We start from the raw sequence: 24,366 nt of genomic DNA, 5'->3' as shown, positions 1-24,366 counted from the left end.
GGTGAAGACTCCGGGCGGCGAAGAGGCGCTGGTTCCCTTTGCGAAGGAATATCTGATTAGGATGGATGTTGCGAGGAAGCGCATCGAAATGCGGCTTCCCGAGGGCCTGCTCGACATCAACGCTCCCATGACGGACGAGGAGCGGCGGGAGATGAGCGAGCGCCGCGAGAACGAATAGTACAGCCATGCGCTTCGACATCATCACGATTTTTCCTGAATTTTTTGGCGGCATCTTTGGTCACGGAGTGGTGAAGCGCGCCATTGCCAACGGGCTGGTGGAGATCGGCTTGCGCGACCTGCGCGACTTTACCCACGACCGGCACCGCACCGTGGATGACCGTCCTTTTGGCGGCGGCGAAGGCATGGTGCTGAAACCGGAGCCAATCTTTGATGCGATTGAGTCGCTGAGCATTACTCCCAAAACAGAGCGCGACATTGCGAAGGAAACCGTGGTCCTGCTTTCGCCACAGGGGCGGCCATTCACGCAGGCAGTCGCACACGAGCTGGCCTCGGCGGAGCGCGTGGTGTTGATCTGCGGACGATACGAGGGCGTCGATGAGCGGGTGAACGAGATGCTGTGCGACCGCGAACTTTCGATCGGCGACTACGTGCTCTCGGGCGGAGAACTGGGGGCGGCGGTAATTGTGGATGCAGTTGTCCGACTGCTGCCGGGTGTGCTGGGCAACCCGGACTCGTCGCGTTTTGAGAGCTTTGGTGCTGAGGACGCAGGAATAGACTCCAGCACTGGAGACGGGCCGCCACGCTCGACCTACGGAGCGGGAGGTCTGCTGGACTATCCGCACTACACGCGGCCGGCGGAGTTTCGCGGGGTCTCGATTCCGGATCCCCTGCTGGGCGGTAATCACGAGACGATTCGGCAGTGGCGGCGACGGATGGCGCTCAGGAAGACGCTGATGAACCGGCCTGATCTGCTGGACAAAATTGCCATGAGCGATGAGGACCGCGAGACGCTCGACGAGCTGCGGTTTGAGCTGGGTATGGAGGCATGAAGGGCGTATTTACCGCAAGATAGGCCACAAATTACGCGATTTCGTGTACACTGGAAGTCGAGTCTAAACCCAAGAAAGTTCCTGTCATGTCCATTCATCCAATTATGCAGAAGCTGGCCGCCAAGGTTGCGCGGACCGATCTCCCCGAGTTTGCCCCTGGCGACACCGTTCGCGTTCAAGTGAAGATCCGCGAAGGCGAGAAGGAGCGGCTGCAGGCTTTCGAGGGCATCGTGATTGCCAGCCGCAAAGGCCCGCAAGGCACCTTTACCGTCCGTAAGATGAGCTTCGGCCAGGGCGTCGAACGCATCTTCCCGTACAACTCGAAGGTGGTCGATAAGGTCGAGAAGATTCGCTCCTACCAGGTCCGCCGCTCGAAGCTCTTCTACCTGCGCGGTCTGCGCGGCAAGGCCGCCCGTCTGCGCGAGGTCGAGCGCGCCAGCTAAATCCATTCCGTTTTCTTGCAAAAAGGCCACGGCTTCGGTCGTGGCTTTTCCTGTCCGGCGCTTTTCTGCCCCATACCTTTCCGGTTCACTGCGTGGCGAGTTATACACTCGATGCTGAAGAGCATGGCCCCCACTCTTACGACACGCACATCGAAACCAGTCTCGCCAGCGACCGCAAAGCAGCGGATGCTGAAGCAACTGGTGTGCAGCGACGCTCCGGAGCAGGCGCTCAGGCTCCGGGGATTCGTGCGCATCGCCGGCGTCGACGAGGTCGGACGCGGCGCGTTGTTCGGGCCTGTCGTGGCCGCGGCCGTAATTCTGCCCGAGTGCATGGACACGCTGGCCGAGGCGGGCTTGAAGGACTCGAAGCAACTGCCTCGCGAGGCTCGTGAAGAGCTGGATGCGCTGGTCCGAGGAATGGCGCTTGCGGTCTCCGTGGCCGAGGTAGACGCCGCGACGATCGACCAGGTGAACATCTATCAGGCGACCCGGATGGTCATGCACGCGGCGGTGCAGGGACTGGCGGTTGAGCCTGACCATCTGCTGATCGATGCGATGCGGCTCGACCATCCGTGCAGCCAGACGAAACTGATCTACGGCGATGCGCTTAGCCTTTCGATTGCGGCGGCCTCCGTGGTTGCGAAAGTGTATCGGGATGCGTTGATGCGGAAGCTGGACGAAGCGCATCCGGGGTACGGGCTGGCTTCGCACAAAGGCTATGGGACGGCAGAGCATCGGCGTGCCCTGCGAGAGTTCGGGCCGACGGCGCTGCACAGGAAGACCTTTGCGCCGGTACGCGCCACACTCCAGCAGGCGATACTGGGAGAGCAGGCTGTATCGAACCTACTATTTAACGACATGGAGACAGGTGAGTGGGACTGAAGCTGATGTGTGTTGTAGCGCACCCGGACGATGAGTGCTTTGCCTTTGGCGGCGCGCTGGCATTGGCCGCCGAGCGCGGGATCGAGACCTACGTGCTCTGCCTAACGGATGGGCAGGCGGGCAGCTATCGCGGCGATGCGAAGTCGGGCGAAGAGCTGGGAGCGATGCGGCGCACGGAGTTTGCCGCGTCGTGTGAGGCGTTGGGCGTTGCACGCCACGAACTACTCGACTACCACGACGCGCGGCTGGAGTTTGTGAACTTCTCCGAGGCAGCCGGGCGGCTAGTAGAGCGGATGCGTCAATATCGCCCGGATGTCGTGATTACGTTTGGCGGCGACGGCGGGCTGAATACACATCCGGATCACATGATGGTCTCGGCGCTTGCGACCTCGGCGTTTCACTGGAGCGGACAGACGAAGCGGTATCCCGACAAGGGTGCGGTACATCAGGCGCAGCGTCTGTTCCATGTCAGCACGAACTTCTTTCTGGCAGGACGCTTTCCGCCGAAGCCGATTCCATGGACGGTAAATCTGGACATACGCTCCGTGCAGCAGAAAAAAGCTGCCGCATTTCGCCTGCATACATCGCAGATGCCGCTGGTGGAGCAGACCAAAACGGAGTTTGAAAAGTTTGGCGTCGAGGAGTTCTATACGCTGGTTGCGGCTGCAGAGCCTGAGCCGGCGCGACAGATGACGGACTTGTTTGAAGGGCTGGCGTAGTCGCGCTTCCCTTACCTTGCGTGAATGCTATGGAAGACTTCGGAGCAGAGACGGCCAGCGACCCGATTGCCTTGTTCAGTGTATGGCTGAGCGATGCCGAGGGGGCAGAACTGAATGACCCGAACGCGGCGGCGTTGGCCACGGCCACGACAAGCGGCGTACCGAGCGTTCGCATGGTTCTGGTGAAGCGCATCGACGAACGTGGATTTTGCTTCTTTACTAACGCGGAGAGCCGGAAGGGCCGCGAGCTTCGGCAGAACCCGCGTGCAGCGATGTGCTTTCACTGGAAGAGTCTGCGACGGCAGGTGCGCGTTGAGGGCACGGTGACGGAGATTCCCGGCGCCGAAGCGGATGCTTACTTTCACACGCGCACCCGGATGAGCCAACTCAGCGCGCTCGCTTCCGCGCAGAGCCGCGTACTCGCCAGCCGCGAGGTGCTGGAGTCGCGCGTGCGCGAGTTTGGGACGAAGTATCCGGGAGAAGTTCCGCGACCGGACTTTTGGAAGGGATACGTGCTTCGGCCGGAGCGCGTGGAGTTCTGGATCAATGGCGTCGCGCGCCTGCACGATCGCTTCCTGTTTGTGCGCGCAGGCGACGGCTGGGTGAAGGAACGGCTGTATCCGTGACGCTCTGCTAACGGGCGGAATGCTCCACCCTCGTGGAGGCGGGTTTGGCCTGACGCTTCTTCAACGCAACATAGACAACGCGCGCCAGCAGCAGCACGCCGAGAACAGCCGTGTCCTTCCAGGGCGTGCGGACACCTGCCTTGACCAGCCACCAGAAATGAATGACTCCTGCGATCGCTGCGGCATAGATAAGGTAGTGGAGACGCCGCCAGTTTTTGCCCCCCATCGCGCGCATAATGAAAGCCGGCGACGTGACTGCAAGCAGAAAGAGACAGAGCCAGGCGAAGAGCCCGACCTGAATGAAGCGACGCTTCAGGAGGTCGTCGAGGATGCCGGGCCAGATCTGCAGCCACTCGGTGACGAGGTCGCCGGGATGGCCTGCACGCAGGCTGTTGATGGCCGAAGGCAGGTCATATCCGGAGAAGAGAAAGACATACGTCGCAAGATGGAGCGTGGCGTAGAAGAACGCATATAGTCCGATGAGGCGGCGAAAGCGCACAAGCCACGCGATTTTTGGCGAGAGCCGCCGAATCGGAGTGATGGCCAGGCACGCGAGCAGGATGTAAAGCGTCCAGTTGCCCGTGAAGTGCGTGATGTAGTTGACCGGATCCGGGTTCAACGCGAGTGCGCCGGTTGTGTAGAAGTGCAGCAACCACAGAAACGGCGCGAGGCACAGAAGATGGACCAGAAGTTTGAGGGTGATGATGGCGCTTTTTGGCATGGCTTCAACTGAAAATAGAGCGGCGTAACTGCGTGGTGTTGTGCAGAGAGATGCACCCCTGCGATGATAGAACCTTGAGACTATGCCTGTTCCCTATCTTCGCCGATTGACTGGAAAGGACAGGAGCCATGCCGCCAACCGGCAACTGGCCCGCTTTCTTGCTTTTGTCGCAGGAGCCACAGATGCCGGAGGATTTGTAGCGACGCGGCAATACAGCTCGCACATGTCCGGCATAACCTCCGCGATGGCAAACCATCTTGCAACAGCCGCTCTGATGCCGGCAGCAGCGGGACTGAGTTCGATACTGGCGTTTGTAGCCGGAGCAGCCTGCACCGCGGTGCTGGTGAACTGGGGCCGGCGCAGGCAGATGCAAAGCGAATACGCATTTCCCCTGTTCCTGGAGGCTGCGTTGCTGGCCTGCTTTGGCATCATGGGCAGGCGGTTTGAAGAGCACCATTGGCTGCTGGTCTCGGCCACCGTAGGGCTGCTGTGCTTCACGATGGGATTGCAGAATGCCATCATCACGAAGATCTCTCAGAAAGAGATTCGCACGACGCACGTCACAGGCATGGTGACCGACATCGGCATTGAGCTGGGTAGGCTGATCTATTGGAACCGAGGAACGCATCCCGGGAGTGAAGAGGTACGGGCCGACCGGGATAATCTCTGGTTGTTGACTTCGCTGGTCGGCTTGTTTGTTATCGGCGGCATAACAGGCGCCATCGGGTTCGAGTATGCCGGGTTTGTAATTACCCTGCCGCTGGCGACGATTCTTCTTGTGTTGGCCGCGGTCCCTGTGACAGATGACCTGCGAAAGATAAAGATTTGGTGAGTACGATTGCATATAGCGAATGTAGCTCGATACCTCAGTAGTTCTTTTTAAGGTCCATGCCGGCGTACATGCTTGCGACCTGGCCGGAGTAGCCGTTGAACATCTGCGTAGGGATGGTGCGGGGGATGAAACTGGTGTCGATGCGACGTTCGTGCGCCTGCGACCAGCGCGGATGATCCACGTGCGGGTTGACGTTCGAGTAGAACCCATATTCATTCGGGGCCATGTCGTTCCACAGCGTGTGCGGCTCTTTATTGGTGAAGTGGAGTTTGACGATCGACTTGCCGCTCTTGAAGCCGTACTTCCACGGCACAATGACACGGACTGGCGCGCCGTTCTGGTTGGGCAGCACCTGTCCGTAGCAGCCGAAGGTGAGCAGCGTGAGCGGGTTCATCGCCTCGTCCATGCGCAGGCCTTCGGAGTAAGGCCAATCGAAGCCGCTGGGAAGCTCCGGCATCTGCTTGCGGTTCAGGTCGGAGAGAAACTGAACGTACTTCGCCCCGGGAAGAGGCTGACAGAAGTTGATTAGTTCGGAGAGCGAGTAGCCATCCCATGGGATGACCATCGACCACGCCTCGACGCAGCGGTGGCGGTAGACGCGGTTTTCGATGGGCCGGTATTTAAGCAGCGTGTCGATGTCGATGGTGAGGGGCTTTTTCACCATACCCGTCACCTGAATGGTCCAGGGGCGGGTCTGGAGCGTGTGAGCATTCTTGGCGGGCTGATCCTTCTCGACGCCGAACTCGTAAAAGTTGTTGTAGTTTGTGGCTTTATTGAAGGGCGTCTGCGTCTCGCTGGTGGTGTATTTACCGGGGACGGTCTGGAGTTCGGCGGCAGCGTGCGCCTCGGTCTCGGGATCGAGGATGGACTTGAGCCTGGAGCCGGCGATGGCGGCTGCTCCCAGGGCCGCGGCCCCGCCAAGGAAGCTGCGACGGTCCAGACGGAACCGCTCGTAGGCGTGCTGCGGCGTAATCTCGGAGGAGGGTACATCGGCGCTGCTGGACTTGCGGAGAAGCATCGTGCTGACCTGTCCTTTCCTGCTGCAAACTACTGCTATTCGGTATGACTCACGAACCGCTCTATGGTTACAGTACGCTTTCCCGGAGCCCCTGGATGGGCTATTTCATCGAATAGAAGGCAGTTACGATGGAAGAGATTCGATAGATTGGATATAGATGGCTACCATGCGGAAGTTGGGCAGGTTTTGGGTAGGCGGGCTCGCGCTCGCCGTTGTGACAGCGAGTGGTCAGAACAGAACACCGGCCGAACGCGATCCGGCGAACCTTGCCGGAGAGCAGATTCGCCCCGCCGTCACTGTTCGCAGAGTCGCGGCCAATGAAGGCGCTGTGGCCCTGTGGCAGAGCCTGCAAAAGCTGCGCACGCGAGCGAGCCTGATGATGGTGGTCGCCCATCCCGACGACGAAGACGGCGGAATGCTGACCTACGAGGTGCGCGGACAAGGCGCGCACGTGGCCATGCTGACGCTCACTCGCGGCGAAGGCGGCCAGAACCTGATGTCGGGCGACTTCGACGGCGCGCTGGGACTGGTGCGCACACAAGAGCTGCTGGCAGCGGACCGCTACATGGGCGTCGATCAGATGTGGGGATCGGTAGTGGACTTCGGCTTCTCGAAGACAAAAGAAGAGAGCCTGAAGAACTGGGGCCACGAGCGCGTCCTGTACGACGCAGTGCGCGCGGTGCGGCTCTATAGGCCACTGGTCGTAACGAGCGTCTTCGAGGGCGGTGTTACTGACGGGCACGGACAGCACCAGGTCTCGGGTGAGATGGCACAGGAGGTCTTCAACGCTGCGGGCGATCCCAGCGTCTTTCCAGACCAGATTGCGGCGGGGCTGATGCCGTGGAACCCGCTGAAGGTTTACGCACGCGCGCCGCTGTTCCGAGTCTCGTCGAAGGGCATGTTCGATTACGCAACGGGGAGATGGGCCCCTGCGCGGTTTTACAACTATGTGACAAAAGAGTGGTCGAACGAGTCGCCGAAGCCGAACGTCGTCATCCACGAGGGCGACTACAGCCCCGTGCTGGGCATGAGCTATCTGCAATTCGCGCGCCTGGGCCTGGGTTTGCAGAAGACGCAGAACGGCGGCATGGGCGTTCCGGCCGCAGGTGAGTTCGATTCGGCGTATCACCGCTACGGTTCGCGCGTGCAGACAGGCGACGAGGAAAAGAGTTTCTTCGACGGCATCGACACGTCGCTCACTGGCATTGCAACGCTCGCTCCCGATGAGAAAAGTTTTCTGCGACAGGACTTGGAGAAGATCGACGGACTGGTCGAGCAGGCAGTTGCAACGTACTCCATCGCGGCTCCCGAGAAGACGGCTCCTTTCCTGCGCGATGGCCTCAAGGCTACCGATGCGCTGATCGCCAAGGTGGAATCCAGCGGAATCTCGGCGCAGGAAAAGTACAACGTGCTGCACGAGCTGCGCGTCAAGCATGTGCAGTTCAACGATGCGCTGGTCGAGGCGCTTGGCCTGAGCCTGCGCGCGCAGGTCACGTCCGGCACCGATGGCGGAGGACCGTTTGCTCGGTTCGGCGACGGCGGCGATACGTTCGTGACGGCAATACCGGGCCAGACCTTCGGCGTTCGGGTACACGTCGCCAATGGAAGCGGCGAGAAGGTGGTGTTGAAATCGGTCGCACTCGATTCACCCATCGGAGCGCAGACACAGCAGTCGGACGCCGCTGGCAATACGGACACCGCGCTGACCGCGAACGCCGCACGTGACGTGCGCTTCACTGTGAAGCTGCCGGAGCATGCCGGGGTCACGCGACCCCCGTTTACTCGCCCAAACGATGAACAGAACTACTACGACATTGCCAATCCGGCAATGCGCAACGCTTCGCTCGCCCTGCCTCCGCTAACGGCGTGGGCCACCGTGAACTACGACGGCGTGGACATCAAGTTGGGCGAGGAGGTGCAGACACTCCATCGCGTGACCGGGCAAGGCACCGTGTACGAGCCGCTGGTGGTGGCTCCTGCAATTTCGGTTTCGGTGTCTCCCGCTGCAGGCGTCGTGCCCCTGACAGAGAAGACCTTGACCGTCACGGCGCATGTTCGCAGCAACGTGAAAGGTGTGGCGCGCGGAACGGTGCGGCTGGAGCTTCCCTCCGGGTGGTCTGCGAATCCGGCGACTGCGGAGTTCTCGTTACCGAAGGACGGCGACGCGGTGGACGTGCCCTTCGTCGTCACGCCGAGCAAGATGACAGAGACGGCCTACACCATGACGGCAGTTGCAACCTATGCGGGCGAGGAGTACCGCGAAGGCTACAAGACCGTGGGCTATGCGGGTCTGCTACCTGCGAATCTTTATCGCCCGGCAACGTATCGGGCGCGCGGAGTCGATGTAACGGTGGCAACCGCTCCCGGCAGACGCGCACTGCGCGTGGGCTATCTGCCTGGAACAGGTGACGAGGTGCAGGCATCACTTGAAAACATCGGCGTCTACGCGACCACGTTATCAATGTCCGACATCACAGCGGGCAGGCTGAGTCACTTTGATGTCATCGTGCTTGGCGTGCGCGCCTACGCGGCGCATCCAGACCTCGCCGCGGCAAATGCTCAACTCCTTGCCTACGCAAAAGCGGGAGGCGTGGTGATTGTGCAGTACAACTCCAGCCAGTTCGACCACAACTTCGGCCCGTATCCTTTGACCCTTGGCGGCAACGGCGAGCGCGTGGTGGACGAAACCGCTCCGGTGAAGCTGCTCCAGCCGGACAGCCCCGCGCTGACGTGGCCAAACCGCATCACCGAACGCGACTTCGACAACTGGTACGAGGAGCGCGGGCACGGATTCATTGAATCCTGGGACCCGCACTACGACGCCCTGCTGGAGACGCACGACCCCGGTCAGGACCCACAGAAGGGCGGCCTGCTGGTGGCGCGAACGGGTAAGGGAGTCTACGTCTACATGGCTTACGCTCTCTACCGCGAGTTGCCGGAAGGCGTTCCCGGAGCTTACCGACTGTTTGCCAACCTGCTGAGCCTGGGCCGCGCTCCAGCACGCGGCACGACAATCCCCACAGCGAAATAGCGCACATTGCGAGAACACGCAGGTTGGTGCAAACTGTTCGCATGATTAACGGCGCGCAGCAACGACAACTGATGAGTGCAGCGGACATGCTGCTCGATGCCCGCAGGACCAACACCCCCATCCCCGATCTTCCCGCGGATGTTCGGCCAACGACTCTGGATGAGGCCTACTTCATTCAGGACAGACTGGCCTGGGCCTATGACGACATTGGCGGATGGAAGGTCGGCGCCCCATCCGCTGACGCGACGCCGATGTTCGCGCCCATGCCGCTGAACTGGATGTCATGCACTGGATGCGAGTTGCGCGGCATCACCCATCGCTTTCGCGGCATCGAGGCGGAGATCGCGTTTCTGATGGGCGACGATCTGCCTCCGCGCGACACGCCGTATACGCGCGAAGAGGTGCTGGCGGCGATTGAAAGCTGCCACCCTGCGATTGAGGTGATTGAGACCGCCTTCATCGCACCGCTCGAAGTATCGCGGCTCTCCATGATCGCCGACCTACAGATCCACGGCGGATTTGTCTTCGGCAATGCTGTGCCGGATTGGCAGAAGATCGATTTCACCAAAGAGAAGATCACTCTGGCGATCGATGGCTCGGTGCGCACTGAGAGGACCGGCTCCAACACCTCGGGCGATCTCCTGCGGCTGCTGCCCTGGCTTGCGAACGAAGGCGCTTCTCGAACCGGCGGCCTGAAAAAAGGCGACTGGATTACCACCGGAAGCTGGACCGGTCTGGAGCAGGCATTCGCCGGCGCAGGTGTGGATGCGACGTTTTCAACGGCAGGTAAAGCCCAACTGCGGTTCGGCAAATAAAGGACAGACGGATGGCGAAGTTGGGTGATGGTGTTGAGATAGTCGCTCCGGAATCGGCACGTGCAGCCGAGGTGCTGACTCCAGAGGCCACGGCATTTGTCGTCGGGCTGCAACGGGCATTCAACGCACGGCGCAAAGAACTGCTGGCGGCGCGCACGGCGCGGCAGGCAAGGCTCGATGCAGGCGAGCGTCCGGATTTTCTGCCCGAAACCAAAGCTATCCGCGAGAGCGAGTGGACGGTCGCTCCTCTGCCCCAGGACCTGCTCGACCGTCGCGTCGAGATTACGGGCCCGGTGGATCGCAAGATGATCATCAATGCGCTGAACAGCGGCGCGAAGGTCTACATGGCTGACTTCGAAGACTCAACCACGCCGACGTGGGAGAACGTCATCGACGGGCAGGCTAATCTTCAGGACGCTGTGCGGCGCACGATCACCTTCTCCGATCCGGCGAGCGGCAAGCAGTATGCGCTCAAGGAAAATCCGGCCGTACTGTTTGTGCGCGCGCGGGGATGGCATCTCGACGAGCGGCACGTCACAGTAGACGGCGAGCCGATGTCGGGTTCGCTGTGGGACTTCGGCCTGTATGCCTTTCACAACGCGAAAGAATTGCTCGCGCGCGGCTCAGGACCCTACTTCTACTTGCCGAAGATGGAGAGCCATCTCGAAGCCCGGCTGTGGAACGATGTCTTCGTAAAAGCCGAAAAAGATTTAGGACTGAAACCGGGTTCGATCAAGGCCACGGTGTTGATCGAGACCATCCTCGCCACGTTCGAGATGGACGAGATCCTGTGGGAGTTGCGCGAGCACTCCGCCGGATTGAACTGCGGACGGTGGGATTACATCTTCAGCTTCATCAAAAAGTTCTCCGGCAACGACGGCGTGCTGCTGCCCGACCGTGGGCAGGTCACGATGACGACGCATTTCATGCGCAGTTACTCGAAGCTGTGCATCAAGACATGCCACCGCCGAGGCGTGAGCGCAATGGGCGGCATGAGCGCCTACATTCCCATCAAGAGCGACCCGGTTGCGAACGAGACCGCGCTCGCGCAGGTGCAGGCCGATAAAGAACGCGAGGCCACCGACGGACACGACGGCACCTGGGTCGCACACCCCGGGCTTGTGCCTGTCGCGCTCGAGGTCTTCAACCGCGTCATGCCGCAACCGAACCAGATCGACAAGCAGTTGCCGGATTTTCATGCGACGGCGGACGACCTGCTGAAGGTCCCCGATGGCTCCATCACCGAGGCGGGACTGCGGCAGAACGTCGCCGTTGGACTGGGCTATCTGGAGGCGTGGCTGCGCGGCATCGGCTGCGTGCCGCTGTTCAATCTGATGGAGGACGCGGCCACGGCAGAGATCAGCCGCGCGCAGTTGTGGCAGTGGGTACATCATCACGCGCATCTCGAAGACGGAAGACGCGTGACGGCAGAACTGGTCGAAAGCGAGATCGACCGCGAGCTGGCGATGGCGGAGATTCGCGTGGACGCCGCGCGTTTCGAGGCTTACAAACACGCAGCGTTTCTGATGCGCGAGTTAGTTAAGGCGCCGCACTTTCAGGAGTTCCTGACCATCCCGGCATACGCGCGGGTCATGGCTGCCGGTCTCTAATGGGCCCACGCTCCGGCAGGCTGCCGGATGCGCACGTTCATCCGGTTTCAGGGTGGCAAACGCGAGACAATATCCACATGCGCATCGCGCTCTTCGGCGGCACGTTCGACCCGCCCCACCGGGGCCATCTCGCCATTGCCCGAGCGGCCGCTGACGCATTTCACCTCGAGCGCGTCCTCTTCGCGCCGGTCGGACGCCAACCGCTCAAACAGGACCATCCCGCCTCTTTCGCAGACCGGCTCGCCATGGTCGCGCTTGCCTGCGCGGGCGACCGCAGATTCGAAGCGTCAGAGATTGACGCGCCAACTCCAGACGGCACTCCGAACTACACCGTCGATACGCTCGCCCGTCTCCGCGCGCTGCATCCCGGCGCTGCTCTCTTCAACCTGGCCGGTGCCGACAGCTTCCTTGACCTGCCCCACTGGCGCGATCCCGACCGGCTTCTGGAGCTCGCGGAGTGGATCGTCGTCAGTCGACCTCATTTTTCGCTCGACGACCTCGACGCGCTTCGCCTCACTCCGAAGCAGCGCGCCCGTGTCCATCTTCTGAAGACAGTCGAGGAAGACATCTCAGCCACCAGCCTCAGGCGACGTCTCGCATCCGGCGACTCCCTCACCGGCCTCATTCTTCCTGAAGTTCTCGCGTACATTCAGACGCATCATCTCTACGGCACAGCGCAACGCTGAATCCCTTCCACACAAAAGAAAGGCCCCACGAAGGGGCCTTTCTGCCGAGTGTTCGGCGAGTTGTTAGTAATACAGCTTGAGGGCAAGCTGCAGAACACGTGAACCATTCCTCAATCCCGTAATCTTGGCGAAATTTTTCACGTTGGTGAAGTCCAGCGAACCGGGGTTTGCAAGTTCAGTCGAGTTGAAGGTGTTGAATGCCTCCGCCCGGAACTGGAACCGCGTCTGCTCGTTCACGTGGAACTCCTTGAAGATCGACGAGTCCAGGTTGCTCATCCCGGGTCCGCGCGCCTGCATTCCTTCGCCGCCCAGCGGTGAATAGTCCGTCTGGCCGATTGCGGTAGCAGCCGCGGGGTTGACGAATGCCGACGGGTTCAGCCACTGGCTCGCGTTGTGTTGACCGGCGTACATATCCACTCCGTGAACCACATTCGCGTTGCAACCAAAGCCCGACGTTGTACCGATCGGGCAGCCAAGGTTGAACGGCTGTCCGCTCTGGTAGCCATAGATGTAGTTCACCGACCATCCGCCGAGAACTGCATCGACGACCCGGTTCGAGCTGCCCAGCAGCATCTTGCCACGGCCGACCGGCAGCTCATAACTACCGGAGACGTGAACAATGTGTGCCGCATCGACATCGCACAGCGCGTAATCGCCGTGGATGCCAAAGCCCGGCAACCACTGCGCCCGGTAGTTCGGCGTGCCCTTCGCCTGCGTCTTCTGGTCCGACATACATTTGCTATAGGTGTAGTTGGCCAGCAGCGTCAGCCCGAAGTTCATCTGATGCTCGTAGGTGGTCTGCATGGACTGATAGCTGCTCACCGCGTCCGTGGTCTCATAGGTGGTGCCGACCGGGAAGTTCGGGTACGGAACGTTGGCTTGCACGTTCATACCCACCGGCAGGATCTTGTTCAACGAGTTGTGCCCGGCCAGGTTGTCCAGATGCCGGCCCAGCGTCCCCACATACCCGATCTGAATCGAGTCGTGGTTGGTGAACTGGTCCTGCACGGTCAGATTCATCGTCTGGATGTACGGCGTCTTGAAGTCGTACTGCCGTCCATACAGGTTCACGCCTTTGCCGCTGGCAATCGTCGGGTCCTGTAGATCGATCGTGGTGAACGTGTTTGCAAGCGTGGCTGTCTGACCGTTGGAGAGTTGAAGTGCCTGCTGCGAGGTCGGCGCGTTGAACGTGACCTGATAGAGGAACGGATAGTTCGTGCCCAGCGTTCCGCCGTAGCCCAGGTTGCCCAGCGCACCGTAGGCCGTGCCATAGCCTCCGCGCACCACCAGCGTCGGCGTAATGCGATAGGCAAAGCCAATCCTCGGGGCAAAGTTCGTGTTCTGCGCGTTGCCCAGCGTCAGCCCGGGAACGCATTTGATCGCGATGCCGCTCGACTGCAACAACGCATCAAATCCAGCCGAGCGAGGCACCTTACATCCCTTATCTGAGATGTAATACGTGCCCGTCGCGCCGTTGCCGCCGTCGGCGATAAAGTTCGCCTGCCGGCCCGAGACCTCCGCATAGGGAGTGAAGTAGTCCCAGCGCAGACCCAGATTCAGCGTCAGCGTCGGCGTCACCTTCCAGTCGTCCTGGAAGTACGCGCCGGTGTACCAGCGATGATCGCGGGTCGTGACGATGTTCGATCCGGAGAAGGTGCTCAACCCTCCCAGATTATCCACGCCGCCTCCGGTCAGCGAGCCGCCCGGAACCGTCGAAGCGATCGGCGTCAACAACAGGTCCGCCATTCCGGTCTGGCCGGAGCCGTGGTTGGGAATGTCAGAAAACTGCCCGTTGAACGTGAAGTTCCCTCGCCCCTGCGGAGGCTGCGAGATGTCGCCCTCAAGGCTGTCCACCTGAATGCCGGTCTTGAACGTATGGTTGCGGAAGACCTTGGTGACATTGTCCGAGCCTTCAATGCTGTACACCGTCTGGATAGTCGGCGTGTAGTTGCCCACACCGAGTCCCGTCAATCCACTGATGTTAATTGGAGGCAGGCCGCCGTTGTATTGCACCTGCGGAATGCCCTGAATCCCGTACTGCGCCGGAATGCCGAACGTGTCTCCGTAGATCGACTTCTGATACTTGCCGGCGTGCGTCATGCCGACGTGCATCTCGTTGGTCAGAGTCGGCGTGAAGACGCGCGTGTAACCCACGGCAAACGCATACGCAGGGAAGCTGTCATTGCGCGCGCCGCCTTGTCCCACGGCCAGTCCCGGCAGGTTGCCCGGAACGATGTTCGTGATATAGCTCCTGTCGTAGACGGCAAACAGAATGTCCTTCGGGCTCAGGTTCTCGTCGATCCTGATGTCGTAGGAGTTTGACTTCGAGCTCTGCTTCGGCGTGAAGAAGAAGTCGTTCGCAAATCCGCCTCTGGTTGCAGCAGGGTACAGATTGAGCAGTTTAATCGCGTTCTGGTCCAGGCGAGAAGCCGGAAGAACGTTAAGTTGCGACACGGAACCCGTAAAGTTCGTCTTGCCCGCAAGGCTTCCCGAATAGAACGGATCGCGCACATAGATCGTGTTGCCACTGTTATTGGGCAGCCCTGTAATCGTGTCCACCTGGTGCGGCCCAATCTGCCGCGTCGTCGCTGGGTCAAGCACTGTACCCAGAGGAAATACTCGACCGAGAGCATCGGTTCGCGTTCCACTGTTGCCCGTAATCAGGTCCTGTAGGTTAGTAAAGCCGCTGCTCTGCATCAGGGCTGTCGGCACCGTGCGGGTCGCAGGCGCACCATTCACGACCCTGCCACCCTGATAGTCGAAGAAGAAGAACGTCTTATCGTGACCGTTGTACAGGTGCGGAATCACAACCGGGCCGCCAATCGTTCCGCCAAACTGGTTCTGGCGTAGCTCTGGCACAGGTTTGCCCGCCTGCTTGGAAAAATAATCGTTCGTATTCAGCGCGTCGTTGCGCAGATACTCCCACAGGTCGCCGTGCAGGCGGTTCGTGCCGCTCTTGATGGCGGCGTTCACAATGCCGCCGGTCGAGTGGCCGAACTCCGCGCTGAAGTTGCCGTTCTGCTGGTTGAACTCCTGGATCGCGTCAGGCGGAGGAGTGATGGCCGCGTCGCTGCCCACCGAAGCGCCGCCGTAGACCTCGATGTTGTTGTTGATGCCGTTCAGCCGGATGTCGTTCTGCCACATATTGACGCCATTTACCGCGTAAAACGCGCTGTCGGTCGTACCCGCACCACCGGTTGGCTGGCCAATCGGGGCCGTCGAAACGCCCGCCGAGAGCTGCGCCAGCGAGACCCAGTTGCGCCCGTTCAGGGGTAGGTTGTTCACCGTCTGCGTGCCGATTGTCTGGCCTATGGCCGCATCTTCGGCCTGCAACAGCGGTGCCGCTGCCGTTACCGTTACCTGCTGCGACACATTGCCCGCAACCAGCGAAATATCGACCGTCAGGGTCTTCTGGACGTGGATATCCAGGCCGCGTGTCACATACTTCTGGAACCCGTTGGCCTCGCAGCGGATCGTATAGGTTCCTGGACGCACCGCGTCAAAGACATACGTCCCTGTCGAGGTCGAAACCGTCGTTGCCGGAACGCCTGTCGCATCGTTCGTCAGCACCACCGAAGCGCCGCTCACAACGGCTCCTGTGGCATCTCGCACCGTTCCGGTTACACCGCCGGTGTCCACCTGCGCCACCAACGCGGCGGCACCAAACATCACCGCCAGCACGGCACACAGACCCATGAACCACATCCTGTTTGTCTTGCTGCTTGCCTTCACTCGTATCACAGATATTCCTCGCGAAAGTATTCAAATTCACACACGACGGCGCAGAATCGACATGTCGACTACGTCACCGCTAACGTTAGTGATTGCGCTATCAGGTAGCGTTATCAGATTGAATCACACCCCATAGCTTCCGTCTACCCAATTTTCTTAAAAATCGCCGTCAATAGCCGGATAACGCTTACCGCCCACCGATTCAGAACATTCCCTAAGGTTGAGCCGCATCAGCGGGCATGATGGCCCCGGCCTGCACCCAACGGCTAATGATGGCGATGTCCGCGTCCGAGATCTTCGGCGACTTCGGCGGCATCGGCATGGGGTCGTTCGCCGGGCCTTCATGCCGGATCAGCCGCACGAGCAGGCTCTTTGCCGGATCGCCAGGAACCAGCACCGGGCCGTCATGTCCGCCCTTGAGCATCCCGGCGCGTGTCTGGAGGCTCAGACCGCCCCGGTGATTGAAGCCTCCATGGCAGCGGTAGCAGTTTGCGCGCAGAATAGGCTGCACCTGGGTCGTGTAAAACTCCGGCGTCGCCGCGTTATCTGACGCCTCAACCCTTCCTCCCTGCAACCCCCACACCACCCACGCTGCAATCAATACACTTACGCCCGCGACAATCCGCCTCATCCATTCTCCGTTGTTAACCATCAGCCCAAGGGTCTGTTAACTATCAGTATCAAGGGTCTGTTAACTATCAGTATATGGAACCCTGATGATTACTTTCACCTCCCCGCCGGGTCTCTATAAGATAGGAACTGCTCTGGCGTTCCGCGCCTTCGACATCGACGATGCGTATGAACGCTTCCATCCCGGCCCTGCTGGCGCTTGCAGTCCTGTTCCTTCTGCCCGTCACCGTTCTTGCCAAGACGACGCGACACCGCGCCCACTCGGCATCGCATTCGACCAGCGTCCACCACTCTCACAGCAAGGCCACCCACGCCACAAGCGTTCGCGCCACGCGCCATCGCCGGTCACAGCCCAAGGCTGTGCACGTCAGCAGCTCACGGTCTGCCACAGGACATCACCTTCACCGCACCAGCACGATGACCGCAAAGCGCGCACCCTCGAACGAGACCGCGGGCGCAGCCACCGGCGAGGCGACCTCCAACGACTTCATCCGCGCCGCCACGGCGGAGACCTCAAAGGCCCACACACCCGCACTCGATAAGACCCGCGAAGACGCCCACGCGGAGGCCCGCAGCCCCCGACGTCGCTCGCGCAGCCGACGGGCAGCCAGGGCCATCCCCGTCACCAGCCGCACTAGACAGAAGGCTGAGCCGCCCCGCACGACCGAGGCAACCATTCCCACGCCGGTCGCGACGCCGGTTGTGCTGTACAACAAGCGCGGACGGCTCATTATCCCCCCGCCTCTGCGCGGCTCCCACGAGATCCTCGTTCGCCAGAACGAGGTCGCCGACCGCGACGGGCTCACGCGCATTCAGGACGATGCGGACCTCGACCACATGCGCAGCGAAGGGCTGCTGGTGTCGCTGCCCATGAACAGCACGCTGCATGTGGACGAACGTCTCCCGGAGAATCGCCGCTACTGCCGCCCGTGGACGGCTCGCTTCCTGGCCAATCTTGCCCGGGCACACTACGCTCGCTTCCACACGCCGCTCCAGGTCAACTCCGCCGTGCGCACGGTCGAGTTTCAGGAGCACCTGATGCGCATCAACGGCAACGCCGCCCCGGCAGACGGTGATACGGCCTCGCCTCACCTGACCGGACAGGCAGTTGATCTGGCCAAACACGGCCTCTCCCGCACCGAGATCGCCTGGATGCGCGGCTATCTGCTGCCGCTGGTGCAGGAAGGCCGGATCGACGTGGAAGAAGAGTTCAAGCAATCCTGCTTTCACATCAGCGTTTACAAGAACTACGTTCCCAACAACGCCGTCCCGCGCCGCAGCATCGCGGCAACGCGCAGCACCGAAGCCGCCCTGGCAACGGCCATCCGCTAACTCTCATCTCTCACAGCCCTCTGGATCACCGACGCGCAGCAACCCCGCTGCTGTGATGAAATAGAGTCTGCACTGCCATGCCCCGCTCCGGCCCCATCTCGCTGAGTCTGCCGTCGTTCTCCGGCGCCACGCGCGGCATTATCGTGGCGAACCTCGCCGTCTTCTTCGTGCTGGCGCTTCTGCACTGGCTCGCTCCCGCCTTCACCATGCTGCTGCTCAGCCACTTCATGCTGGTGCCGCTGTTGGTCATGCGCGGCGAAGTCTGGCAGCTCCTCACCTACTCCATCATCAACGAAGGTGTGCTGAGCATCCTCTTCGCCATGCTCACGCTCTGGTTTGTCGGCTATCTGCTCGAAGAGGTTCGCGGCTCGCGCTGGCTCTGGGAACTTTACGCCACATCGGCCATCGGCGCCGCTGTGCTTGCCTCGGCCCTCTCCTACACGCGCGTGCTCGGTCTCAGACCAGAAGACATCGGCGGAGGCGCATGGGCAGGCATCTCAGGCCTGATGATCGCCGTCGCCATGCTCTTCGGCGACCAGGAGTTCTACCTCTGGTTCGTGCTGCGCCTCAAGGCCAAGTACATGGTGGCCATCTTCATCCTGATCGAGGTTGCGCTCCTGCTGAAGCAGGCAGACACCTTCGGCGCGCTGCTCGATCTCTCAGGCATAGCTGCTGGCTTTCTCTTCACCCGCTTCGCCCCGCGCCGCGGCCTTGCCTTCGGGTTCTCTGAGCAGTACTTCGGCCTGCGCAACGGCTACTACCGCTGGAAGCGCCGCCGCGCCGCCCGCAAGTTCGAGGTCTACATGCGCAAGCAGAACCGCGAGGTCCACTTCGACAAAGACGGACGCTACATCGACCCCGATGAGCTGCGCAAAGATCCAAACGACAAACGCTGGATGAACTAAAGCCAGCCCAGGCCATTTCCCCTGAAGATATAGTCCTTGCGACTACATCCTGATTTGTCTGTCATTCCCGAAGGGAATCTGCGTTTCGCTTCGGACCGCACCGAACTACTTCAGGGAAGATGCTCTAGTTGCGCACACCCACCCTCGGTTTGCTCAGCCGCATCACCAGACACTTGGCCGCGCCGCCTGCCTTCAGAAACTCACCAAGCTGCACCTCGATCACGCGGAAGCCGCGCGCCTCAAGCCGCCTCTTCAGTTCCCTGCTGATCTCGTTAAGGATAATCGTGCTGCCCACGCTGATGGCGTTCGCGGCAAACCGGACCGCATCCTCTTCAGCGAGCGCGATGCGCTTGTCCGCCTGATAGAACGCTTCGATCCGCTCAACGGAGACACGATCAAACGCCTCCGGAAAATACATCGCGCTGCCGTCCGCAAGCGGGGCGAAGCAAGTATCGAGGTGGTAGAAACGCGGGTCGATGAGGTGCAGCGGAGTCACGTCCACGCGCCACGCCTCCCGGAGAGCGCGATGACTGGCCGCCGTCGTGCGCGGTCCATGCCCCGCCCACAGACGCGAGCCATCGATGGCAAACAGTGCGTCGCCTTCGCCCTCAAACGGCGTCGAGCGAGGAATGTCGATGACGGTATAGCCAGCCTGAAGAAACCAGCGGCGGAAATGCCGCTCTTCGCCCTGACGCTCAGGATGGAAGAAGCTGCTGAGCGCCACAATGCCGTTGCGTTCCAGTCCCGCATTGGCCGTAAAGACCATGTCGGGCGAGCCGGGCTGCGGCTCAACGAGCACAACTTCGGCGACGCTGCTCACGGCATCGTAGAGACACTGCCACTGCTCCGCCGCACGCGCGCGTGAAGAACCGTGGACGTTGCCCGCCATCCAGGGATTGATGACATAGTTCACGTCGTAAAGCCGAGGCGAACACATCAGGCAGGTGGGCCGGACAGCCTCCGGCTCATACCTGGAAAATGGGACCTCGGTTGCGCGTTGGATTGGCTGCGTGCTCATCAGACTCTCCTTCGAGTGCTTCTAAGACGAGCCTGACAGACCGCGGATACATGTGTCTATATGAATGATTATACGGGCTTTAGTGCATATAGATGCACTGAAAGCAAGGCGTCTCGCTCCCGTTTTTTGTTGTCACACCCGCAGGGAATCTGCGTCTTCCATTTCGGTTGCACCAAACTCAGTTTCAGGAAAAATGCTTAAGAAAGCTCTGAATCAGTCCTTGCTTTGAAGGGGCTCGACTTCAGTCACGCCGTAAATCCTCCCAATCAAACGCGGCTTTACAGGCTGTAGAAAAACTCCGTTTTGCTTAAGGGCACGGCTTCAGCCGTGCCGCTAACGCTGCAAAATCAACGCGGCTTTAGCCGCTGAGGTACGCTTTCTTCCCGGCGAGACACTTCTTCATCACCCTCTTTAGCCCCTGAGGTGCATTTTTGCTACAGCAGCGAGTTTTTCCGCAGCCTGTTTAGCCGCTGAGGGAATGCTTGAGGACTTAAACAGACCCTCCCTAAGAAACCTCTGATTAAGTCTCCGATTTTTGATCCGTCATTCTGAGCGCAGCGAAGAATCCCCGCATTTCTTTTCTGCGCCGATTCATTCCGTGGCCCTCCGATACTTAATCAGAGCTTCCCTAAGTCTATTGATAAGCCACAGTGCCCTTCTTCACGTTGATCGTCCACGGCTTCGGCGTCGGCAAATGCATCTTTCCATCACCGATCTCAAGCGGCATCCAGAGATAGCGCGAATCCCAGAGCGTGCCGGGCTTCCACTGGTCGGCCATGAAGATGACCACGGTTGATTTCTTGCCGACTACCTTCAACAACATGCTTGATTGCGAATCATACGTATTGGTCTCCGGCGGAGCAATGTTCTGGAACTCCGTCCAAGGGCCTTCGAGCGTCGGGGCGGTGGCATAGACATTCGGGTTCGGCTTCCATCCACTCAGGTGAGAGCCGATGACATAATACAAACCGTTGTAGTGAACGAGCGCGCCGCCTTCAAGCGAGGTGTGGACGATACTCATCTGCTTTTCGACGCTCAAATAGTCGTCCGAAAGTTTTGCAATGACAAAGCTCCGCGTCGGGCGCGTCTCGAAGATGAGATACGCGGAGCCGTCGTCATCGACGAACTGGCCGATGTCGCGGCTCTCCATGCCGAGCGGGCGGAAACTCTTGACGTATTTGTAATCGCCGTCCACCGTATCGCTGACTGCCACACCCACGCGGGCCGCGCTGTAGTGGCCGTTGTCGAGGTGCATGTACATCACGTACTTCTTCGTCTTCGCGTTGTAGAAGACCTTGGGACGCTCAAGGACCAGCCTGGGACCGAGGTCTGCCGGAGCAGCGAGCTTGAGCACCTGATTGCGAAAGGTCCAGTGCGTCAGGTCCTTCGAGGAGTAGCAGGCAACGTAGCGTTTGTCCGGATCGAGTCCCTGCGTGCGGTCCTCACCGAACCAGTAGAAGGTGTTACCTACTCTCAGGATGCCTCCGCCATGAGCCTGAATCTGCTTGCCGCGGTTGTCGAGCCAGACGGCTCCGGGCTTGATGGGCGTGGCGGCAAAACTGATCGCAGGAAGGCAGAGAACGGCTATGAGAAGAAAAATTCGGATGCGCACTGGGCCTTTTTATCAGAGAGTCGTCAGCTTGACCATCTATAGGTTTCCGCGCAGCGCCTGTTCGCGCTCGATGGCTTCAAACAGCGCCTTGAAGTTGCCTTTGCCGAAGCTGCGGCTGCCTTTGCGCTGGATGATCTCGTAGAAGACGGTGGGGCGGTCTTCGACAGGGCGGGTGAAAATCTGAAGCATGTAGCCTTCGTCGTCGCGGTCCACCAGGATGCCGAGGCGTTCGAGTTCTTCGATGGGCTCGTCAATCTTGCCGACGCGGCCTTGCAGCTCGGTGTAGTAGGTGTGGGGCACGGTGAGGAAATCGACGCCCTGCTGCTTCATCTGCGAGACGGTGTGGAGGATGTCGCCGGTGGCCAGCGCAATGTGCTGGACGCCAGGCCCGCCGTAGAAGTCGAGGTACTCTTCGATCTGCGATTTGCGGCGGCCTTCGGCCGGCTCGTTGATGGGAAACTTCACGTAGCCGTTGCCGTTGGCCATCACCTTCGACATCAGCGCGGAGTACTCGGTCGAGATGTCGCGGTCGTCGAAGTGCTGATAGAGCGAGAAGCCCATCACATTGTGGTAGAAGTCCACCCACTCGTTCATGGCGTTCCAGCCTACGTTGCCGACGATGTGGTCGATGTGCAGCAGGCCGGCAGGGCGGGCGACGGGGTCGTTGGCGACGGGCTGGTAGCCGGGCAGGAAGGGGCCGTTGTAGTGGCCGCGTTCGACGAAGGTGTGGATCGTGTCTCCGTAGGCGGCGATGCTGGCGAGGGTCACGCGGCCGTGGTCGTCGGCGATCTCGGTCGGCTCCTGGACGCTGCGCGCGCCTCGGCGGGTGGTTTCGAGCCACGACTGGCGGGCGTCATCGACCCAGAGCGCGATGGCGCGGACACCGTCGCCGTGACGGCTGACGTGGGCGGCGATCTCGGAGCCGGTGCGGAGCGCGGTGGTGAGGACGAAGCGGACTTTTCCCTGCTGGAGAACGTAGCTGGCGCGGTCGCGGCGGCCTGTCTCCGGGCCTGCGTAGGCGACCAGCGACATGCCGAAGGCGGTTCGGTAGAAGTGGGCGGCCTGACGCGCGTTGCCGACGTAGAACTCGACGTGGTCGGTTCCTTTGAGTGGGAGGAAGTCTGCGGTTTGCTGCTCGCCTGAGACGTTGGCCTGAGTTGCCATGGCGTTCTCCTGTCTCGGAGGATAAGCCTATCGGGAAACGGTTGGCCAGCGGCGGGCGGGGAGGATGGCGGCGCGGCACTCGCCGAGATCGAGTCGCGGTTGGCCGGGTGCTTTGGCGTGGGCGCGGAGGATAATCTCGTCGCCGTCGCTGAGGAAGGAGCGGACTTCGCCGGTGGGCAGCTTGATGGGCTCGGCTCCGTTGCGAGTCAGTTCGAGGAGGCACCCTGCGGAGGAGTCGGCTGGGCCGGAGATGGTTCCGGTGGCGAGCATGTCGCCGGTCTGGAGATTGCAGCCGTTGCTGGTGTGGTGGGCGATGAGCTGAGCAGGGCTCCAGTAGAGGTCGCGCAGGCTGGACTGGCTGAGGCTAAAAGGTGGGAGCCTGTTGGCTCGCATGGTCTCGGTGGTGATGGAGACTTCGAGGTTGACGTTCGGGATTTGTGTGCGGGAGGCGAGGTACTTGAGCGGCTTCGGATCGTCCTTCGGGCGGGAGTGCATCGGGACCATGTAGGGTTCGAGGGCGGCCATCGGCGTGATCCACGGGGAGACGGAGGTGCTGAAGCTCTTGCTGAGGAAGGGGCCGAGAGGCTGGGACTCCCACGATTGGAGGTCGCGGGCTGACCAGTCGTTGAGGAGGCTGACTCCGAAGATATGTTGGCTCGCCTTCGCTATCGGGATGGGGGTGCCGAGCGGGTTGGGCTGGCCGATGTAGAGGGCGAGTTCGAGTTCGTAGTCGAGGGCTTTCGTCGGTTCGAAGTTCGGTTGAGCACCTTCGGTGGCGGGTCGCGTCTGGCCTGTGGGGCGGATGATCGGGAATCCGCCGGGGATGATGGAGGAGGCTCGCCCGTGGTAGCCGATGGGGACGTGTTTGTAGTTGGGGAGCAGGGGCTGGTTGGGGCGGAAGAGGCGGCCGACGCGGGTGGCGTGGTGGATGGAGGCGTAGAAATCGGTGTAGTTGGGGATAAGGACGGGTTTGACGAGGGTCGCTCCGGCGATGGAGTGGAGAGCGGCTTCCGCTTTCTTGCGGTTTGGCGAGTTGGCGCTGAGCAGTCGGGTGAGACTCTCGCGGAGCAGGGTCCAGGCTTTCGGGCCGAGTGACATGAGGGGGTTGAGGACCGGGGCCTGGCAGACGGCCTTCAGGGTGGGGGGCAGGAGGTCGGCTGCGGCGTGGAGGTCGAGGAGATGGGCACCAAGGGCGACGCAGAGGTGCTGGGTGTCTTCGACCTCGAAGGCTCCGTAGGGCAGGTGGAAGGTGTTGGCTTCGGGCAGCCAGCTTTTTTGCGTCGGTCTCATGGGTACCCCCTCCCCCATCTTTTGTGCAAAATACTTCTAACAAAGGACTTAGGTTCGGACTATATACCAGAAGTCCTTATATTTTGGGGTGTTTCTTTGTAAAATCCTAGAAATACAGGGTTTGGTGGCTTTGTGTAAAGACATTTATGTGTCGGGCTTTCAGAGGGTGCTGAAAAAGTGTCTCGCCGGGAAGAAAGCGTACCTCAGCGGCTAAAGCCGCGTTGATTTTGCAGCGTTAGCGGCACGGCTGAAGCCGTGCCCTTAAGCAAAACTGACTTTTTCAGCACCCT

General features: G+C 60.8%; 20 protein-coding genes and 1 pseudogene. 13 read left to right on the top strand and 8 right to left on the bottom strand.

The annotated features are described in order from the left end of the window. Position 1 precedes the first annotated feature (1 nt). The 6 genes from VFU66_RS15805 (at position 2) to pdxH (ending at position 3,680) form a co-directional block, all read left to right on the top strand. Positions 2-178, top strand: coding sequence for a hypothetical protein (locus VFU66_RS15805; RefSeq protein ID WP_524536971.1), 177 nt, complete (start codon positions 2-4; stop codon positions 176-178). 7 nt (positions 179-185) lie between these two features. Then, positions 186-1,010 (top strand): tRNA (guanosine(37)-N1)-methyltransferase TrmD, encoded by an 825-nt coding sequence (gene trmD, locus VFU66_RS14465; RefSeq protein WP_326446973.1) that lies wholly within the window; start codon positions 186-188, stop codon positions 1,008-1,010. Positions 1,011-1,096: 86 nt separating this feature from the next. After that, entirely contained in the window at positions 1,097-1,453 is a 357-nt protein-coding gene (gene rplS, locus VFU66_RS14460) for a 50S ribosomal protein L19 (RefSeq protein WP_349256110.1), read from the top strand. A 123-nt stretch (positions 1,454-1,576) separates the two neighbouring features. After that, a complete protein-coding gene (rnhB, locus tag VFU66_RS14455; protein WP_326446972.1) occupies positions 1,577-2,335 on the top strand; it encodes a ribonuclease HII in 759 nt (252 codons plus the stop codon). Continuing rightward, complete coding sequence (locus VFU66_RS14450; protein ID WP_326446971.1) at positions 2,326-3,054, top strand: PIG-L deacetylase family protein; 729 nt, start codon at positions 2,326-2,328, stop codon at positions 3,052-3,054. The genes rnhB and VFU66_RS14450 overlap by 10 nt, the downstream gene beginning before the upstream one ends. A gap of 29 nt (positions 3,055-3,083) precedes the next feature. Continuing rightward, positions 3,084-3,680, top strand: coding sequence for a pyridoxamine 5'-phosphate oxidase (gene pdxH / locus VFU66_RS14445; protein WP_326446970.1), 597 nt, complete (start codon positions 3,084-3,086; stop codon positions 3,678-3,680). Positions 3,681-3,687: 7 nt separating this feature from the next. On the opposite strand, the gene VFU66_RS14440 is transcribed toward pdxH, so the two are convergent. After that, positions 3,688-4,401, bottom strand: a complete 714-nt coding sequence (locus tag VFU66_RS14440) for a protein-methionine-sulfoxide reductase heme-binding subunit MsrQ (RefSeq protein ID WP_326446969.1) — start codon at positions 4,399-4,401, stop codon at positions 3,688-3,690. Between the two features lie 82 nt (positions 4,402-4,483). On the opposite strand from VFU66_RS14440, the pseudogene VFU66_RS14435 reads away from it, so the two are divergent. After that, positions 4,484-5,230 (top strand): annotated as a pseudogene (locus VFU66_RS14435) (YoaK family protein); the annotation flags it as partial. Between the two features lie 37 nt (positions 5,231-5,267). Here VFU66_RS14435 and msrP read toward each other — a convergent pair. Then, complete coding sequence (msrP, locus tag VFU66_RS14430; protein ID WP_326446968.1) at positions 5,268-6,251, bottom strand: protein-methionine-sulfoxide reductase catalytic subunit MsrP; 984 nt, start codon at positions 6,249-6,251, stop codon at positions 5,268-5,270. Positions 6,252-6,408: 157 nt separating this feature from the next. Here msrP and VFU66_RS14425 point away from each other — a divergent pair, with 157 nt between their 5' ends. From VFU66_RS14425 to nadD, 4 genes are read left to right on the top strand one after another with little or no spacing between them, the layout of a single operon-like run. Next, positions 6,409-9,282: a PIG-L family deacetylase gene (locus VFU66_RS14425; RefSeq protein ID WP_326446967.1), complete on the top strand. Its 2,874-nt coding sequence runs from the start codon at positions 6,409-6,411 to the stop codon at positions 9,280-9,282. A 26-nt stretch (positions 9,283-9,308) separates the two neighbouring features. Beyond that, positions 9,309-10,097 carry a 2-keto-4-pentenoate hydratase gene (locus VFU66_RS14420; protein ID WP_326446966.1) on the top strand — a complete coding sequence of 263 codons (789 nt, stop codon included), beginning with the start codon at positions 9,309-9,311 and terminating at the stop codon, positions 10,095-10,097. A gap of 11 nt (positions 10,098-10,108) precedes the next feature. Further along, a complete protein-coding gene (gene aceB / locus VFU66_RS14415; RefSeq protein WP_326446965.1) occupies positions 10,109-11,707 on the top strand; it encodes a malate synthase A in 1,599 nt (532 codons plus the stop codon). Then, positions 11,707-12,393 (top strand): nicotinate-nucleotide adenylyltransferase, encoded by a 687-nt coding sequence (gene nadD / locus VFU66_RS14410; protein ID WP_326446964.1) that lies wholly within the window; start codon positions 11,707-11,709, stop codon positions 12,391-12,393. Before aceB ends, nadD begins: the two co-directional genes overlap by 1 nt. Positions 12,394-12,456: 63 nt before the next feature. On the opposite strand, the gene VFU66_RS14405 is transcribed toward nadD, so the two are convergent. Both VFU66_RS14405 and VFU66_RS14400 read right to left on the bottom strand, forming a co-directional pair. Next, the gene (locus VFU66_RS14405; protein ID WP_326446963.1) at positions 12,457-16,089 is read right to left on the bottom strand and encodes a TonB-dependent receptor; all 3,633 of its coding nucleotides are present in this window, start codon (positions 16,087-16,089) and stop codon (positions 12,457-12,459) included. A gap of 250 nt (positions 16,090-16,339) precedes the next feature. Further along, a complete protein-coding gene (locus tag VFU66_RS14400) occupies positions 16,340-16,756 on the bottom strand; it encodes a c-type cytochrome domain-containing protein (protein WP_326446962.1) in 417 nt (138 codons plus the stop codon). A gap of 167 nt (positions 16,757-16,923) precedes the next feature. Between VFU66_RS14400 and VFU66_RS14395 the strand changes: the two genes are divergently transcribed. Then, positions 16,924-18,087 carry a DUF5715 family protein gene (locus tag VFU66_RS14395; protein WP_326446961.1) on the top strand — a complete coding sequence of 388 codons (1,164 nt, stop codon included), beginning with the start codon at positions 16,924-16,926 and terminating at the stop codon, positions 18,085-18,087. Positions 18,088-18,164: 77 nt separating this feature from the next. After that, a complete protein-coding gene (locus VFU66_RS14390) occupies positions 18,165-18,992 on the top strand; it encodes a rhomboid family intramembrane serine protease (protein ID WP_326446960.1) in 828 nt (275 codons plus the stop codon). A gap of 124 nt (positions 18,993-19,116) precedes the next feature. Here VFU66_RS14390 and VFU66_RS14385 read toward each other — a convergent pair whose 3' ends face one another. From VFU66_RS14385 to fahA, 4 genes are all read right to left on the bottom strand, one after another. Beyond that, a complete protein-coding gene (locus VFU66_RS14385) occupies positions 19,117-20,010 on the bottom strand; it encodes a dimethylarginine dimethylaminohydrolase family protein (protein ID WP_326446959.1) in 894 nt (297 codons plus the stop codon). Between the two features lie 634 nt (positions 20,011-20,644). After that, positions 20,645-21,622: a family 43 glycosylhydrolase gene (locus tag VFU66_RS14380; RefSeq protein WP_326446958.1), complete on the bottom strand. Its 978-nt coding sequence runs from the start codon at positions 21,620-21,622 to the stop codon at positions 20,645-20,647. A 36-nt stretch (positions 21,623-21,658) separates the two neighbouring features. After that, positions 21,659-22,786 (bottom strand): 4-hydroxyphenylpyruvate dioxygenase, encoded by a 1,128-nt coding sequence (hppD, locus tag VFU66_RS14375; RefSeq protein WP_326446957.1) that lies wholly within the window; start codon positions 22,784-22,786, stop codon positions 21,659-21,661. 27 nt (positions 22,787-22,813) lie between these two features. Then, positions 22,814-24,076: a fumarylacetoacetase gene (fahA, locus tag VFU66_RS14370; protein ID WP_326446956.1), complete on the bottom strand. Its 1,263-nt coding sequence runs from the start codon at positions 24,074-24,076 to the stop codon at positions 22,814-22,816. Positions 24,077-24,366: the final 290 nt, after the last annotated feature.

Source organism: Edaphobacter sp. (assembly GCF_035763405.1).
Lineage (GTDB): Bacteria > Acidobacteriota > Terriglobia > Terriglobales > Acidobacteriaceae > Edaphobacter.
The sequence above is the reverse complement of the archived record's forward strand: the minus strand, read 5'-3'. Positions and strand labels throughout refer to the sequence as shown.

What these genes read in the sequence shown, in the direction of transcription:
- msrP (WP_326446968.1), bottom strand. Translation starts at nt 6,251, where the DNA reads ATGCTTCTCCGCAAGTCCAGCAGCGCCGATGTACCCTCCTCCGAGATT.
- rnhB (WP_326446972.1), top strand. Translation starts at nt 1,577, where the DNA reads ATGGCCCCCACTCTTACGACACGCACATCGAAACCAGTCTCGCCAGCG.
- hppD (WP_326446957.1), bottom strand. Translation starts at nt 22,786, where the DNA reads ATGGCAACTCAGGCCAACGTCTCAGGCGAGCAGCAAACCGCAGACTTC.
- pdxH (WP_326446970.1), top strand. Translation starts at nt 3,084, where the DNA reads ATGGAAGACTTCGGAGCAGAGACGGCCAGCGACCCGATTGCCTTGTTC.
- VFU66_RS14390 (WP_326446960.1), top strand. Translation starts at nt 18,165, where the DNA reads ATGCCCCGCTCCGGCCCCATCTCGCTGAGTCTGCCGTCGTTCTCCGGC.
- VFU66_RS14440 (WP_326446969.1), bottom strand. Translation starts at nt 4,401, where the DNA reads ATGCCAAAAAGCGCCATCATCACCCTCAAACTTCTGGTCCATCTTCTG.
- rplS (WP_349256110.1), top strand. Translation starts at nt 1,097, where the DNA reads ATGTCCATTCATCCAATTATGCAGAAGCTGGCCGCCAAGGTTGCGCGG.
- VFU66_RS14425 (WP_326446967.1), top strand. Translation starts at nt 6,409, where the DNA reads ATGGCTACCATGCGGAAGTTGGGCAGGTTTTGGGTAGGCGGGCTCGCG.
- aceB (WP_326446965.1), top strand. Translation starts at nt 10,109, where the DNA reads ATGGCGAAGTTGGGTGATGGTGTTGAGATAGTCGCTCCGGAATCGGCA.
- VFU66_RS14400 (WP_326446962.1), bottom strand. Translation starts at nt 16,756, where the DNA reads ATGAGGCGGATTGTCGCGGGCGTAAGTGTATTGATTGCAGCGTGGGTG.
- VFU66_RS14395 (WP_326446961.1), top strand. Translation starts at nt 16,924, where the DNA reads ATGAACGCTTCCATCCCGGCCCTGCTGGCGCTTGCAGTCCTGTTCCTT.
- VFU66_RS14385 (WP_326446959.1), bottom strand. Translation starts at nt 20,010, where the DNA reads ATGAGCACGCAGCCAATCCAACGCGCAACCGAGGTCCCATTTTCCAGG.
- VFU66_RS14405 (WP_326446963.1), bottom strand. Translation starts at nt 16,089, where the DNA reads ATGGGTCTGTGTGCCGTGCTGGCGGTGATGTTTGGTGCCGCCGCGTTG.
- nadD (WP_326446964.1), top strand. Translation starts at nt 11,707, where the DNA reads ATGGGCCCACGCTCCGGCAGGCTGCCGGATGCGCACGTTCATCCGGTT.
- trmD (WP_326446973.1), top strand. Translation starts at nt 186, where the DNA reads ATGCGCTTCGACATCATCACGATTTTTCCTGAATTTTTTGGCGGCATC.
- fahA (WP_326446956.1), bottom strand. Translation starts at nt 24,076, where the DNA reads ATGAGACCGACGCAAAAAAGCTGGCTGCCCGAAGCCAACACCTTCCAC.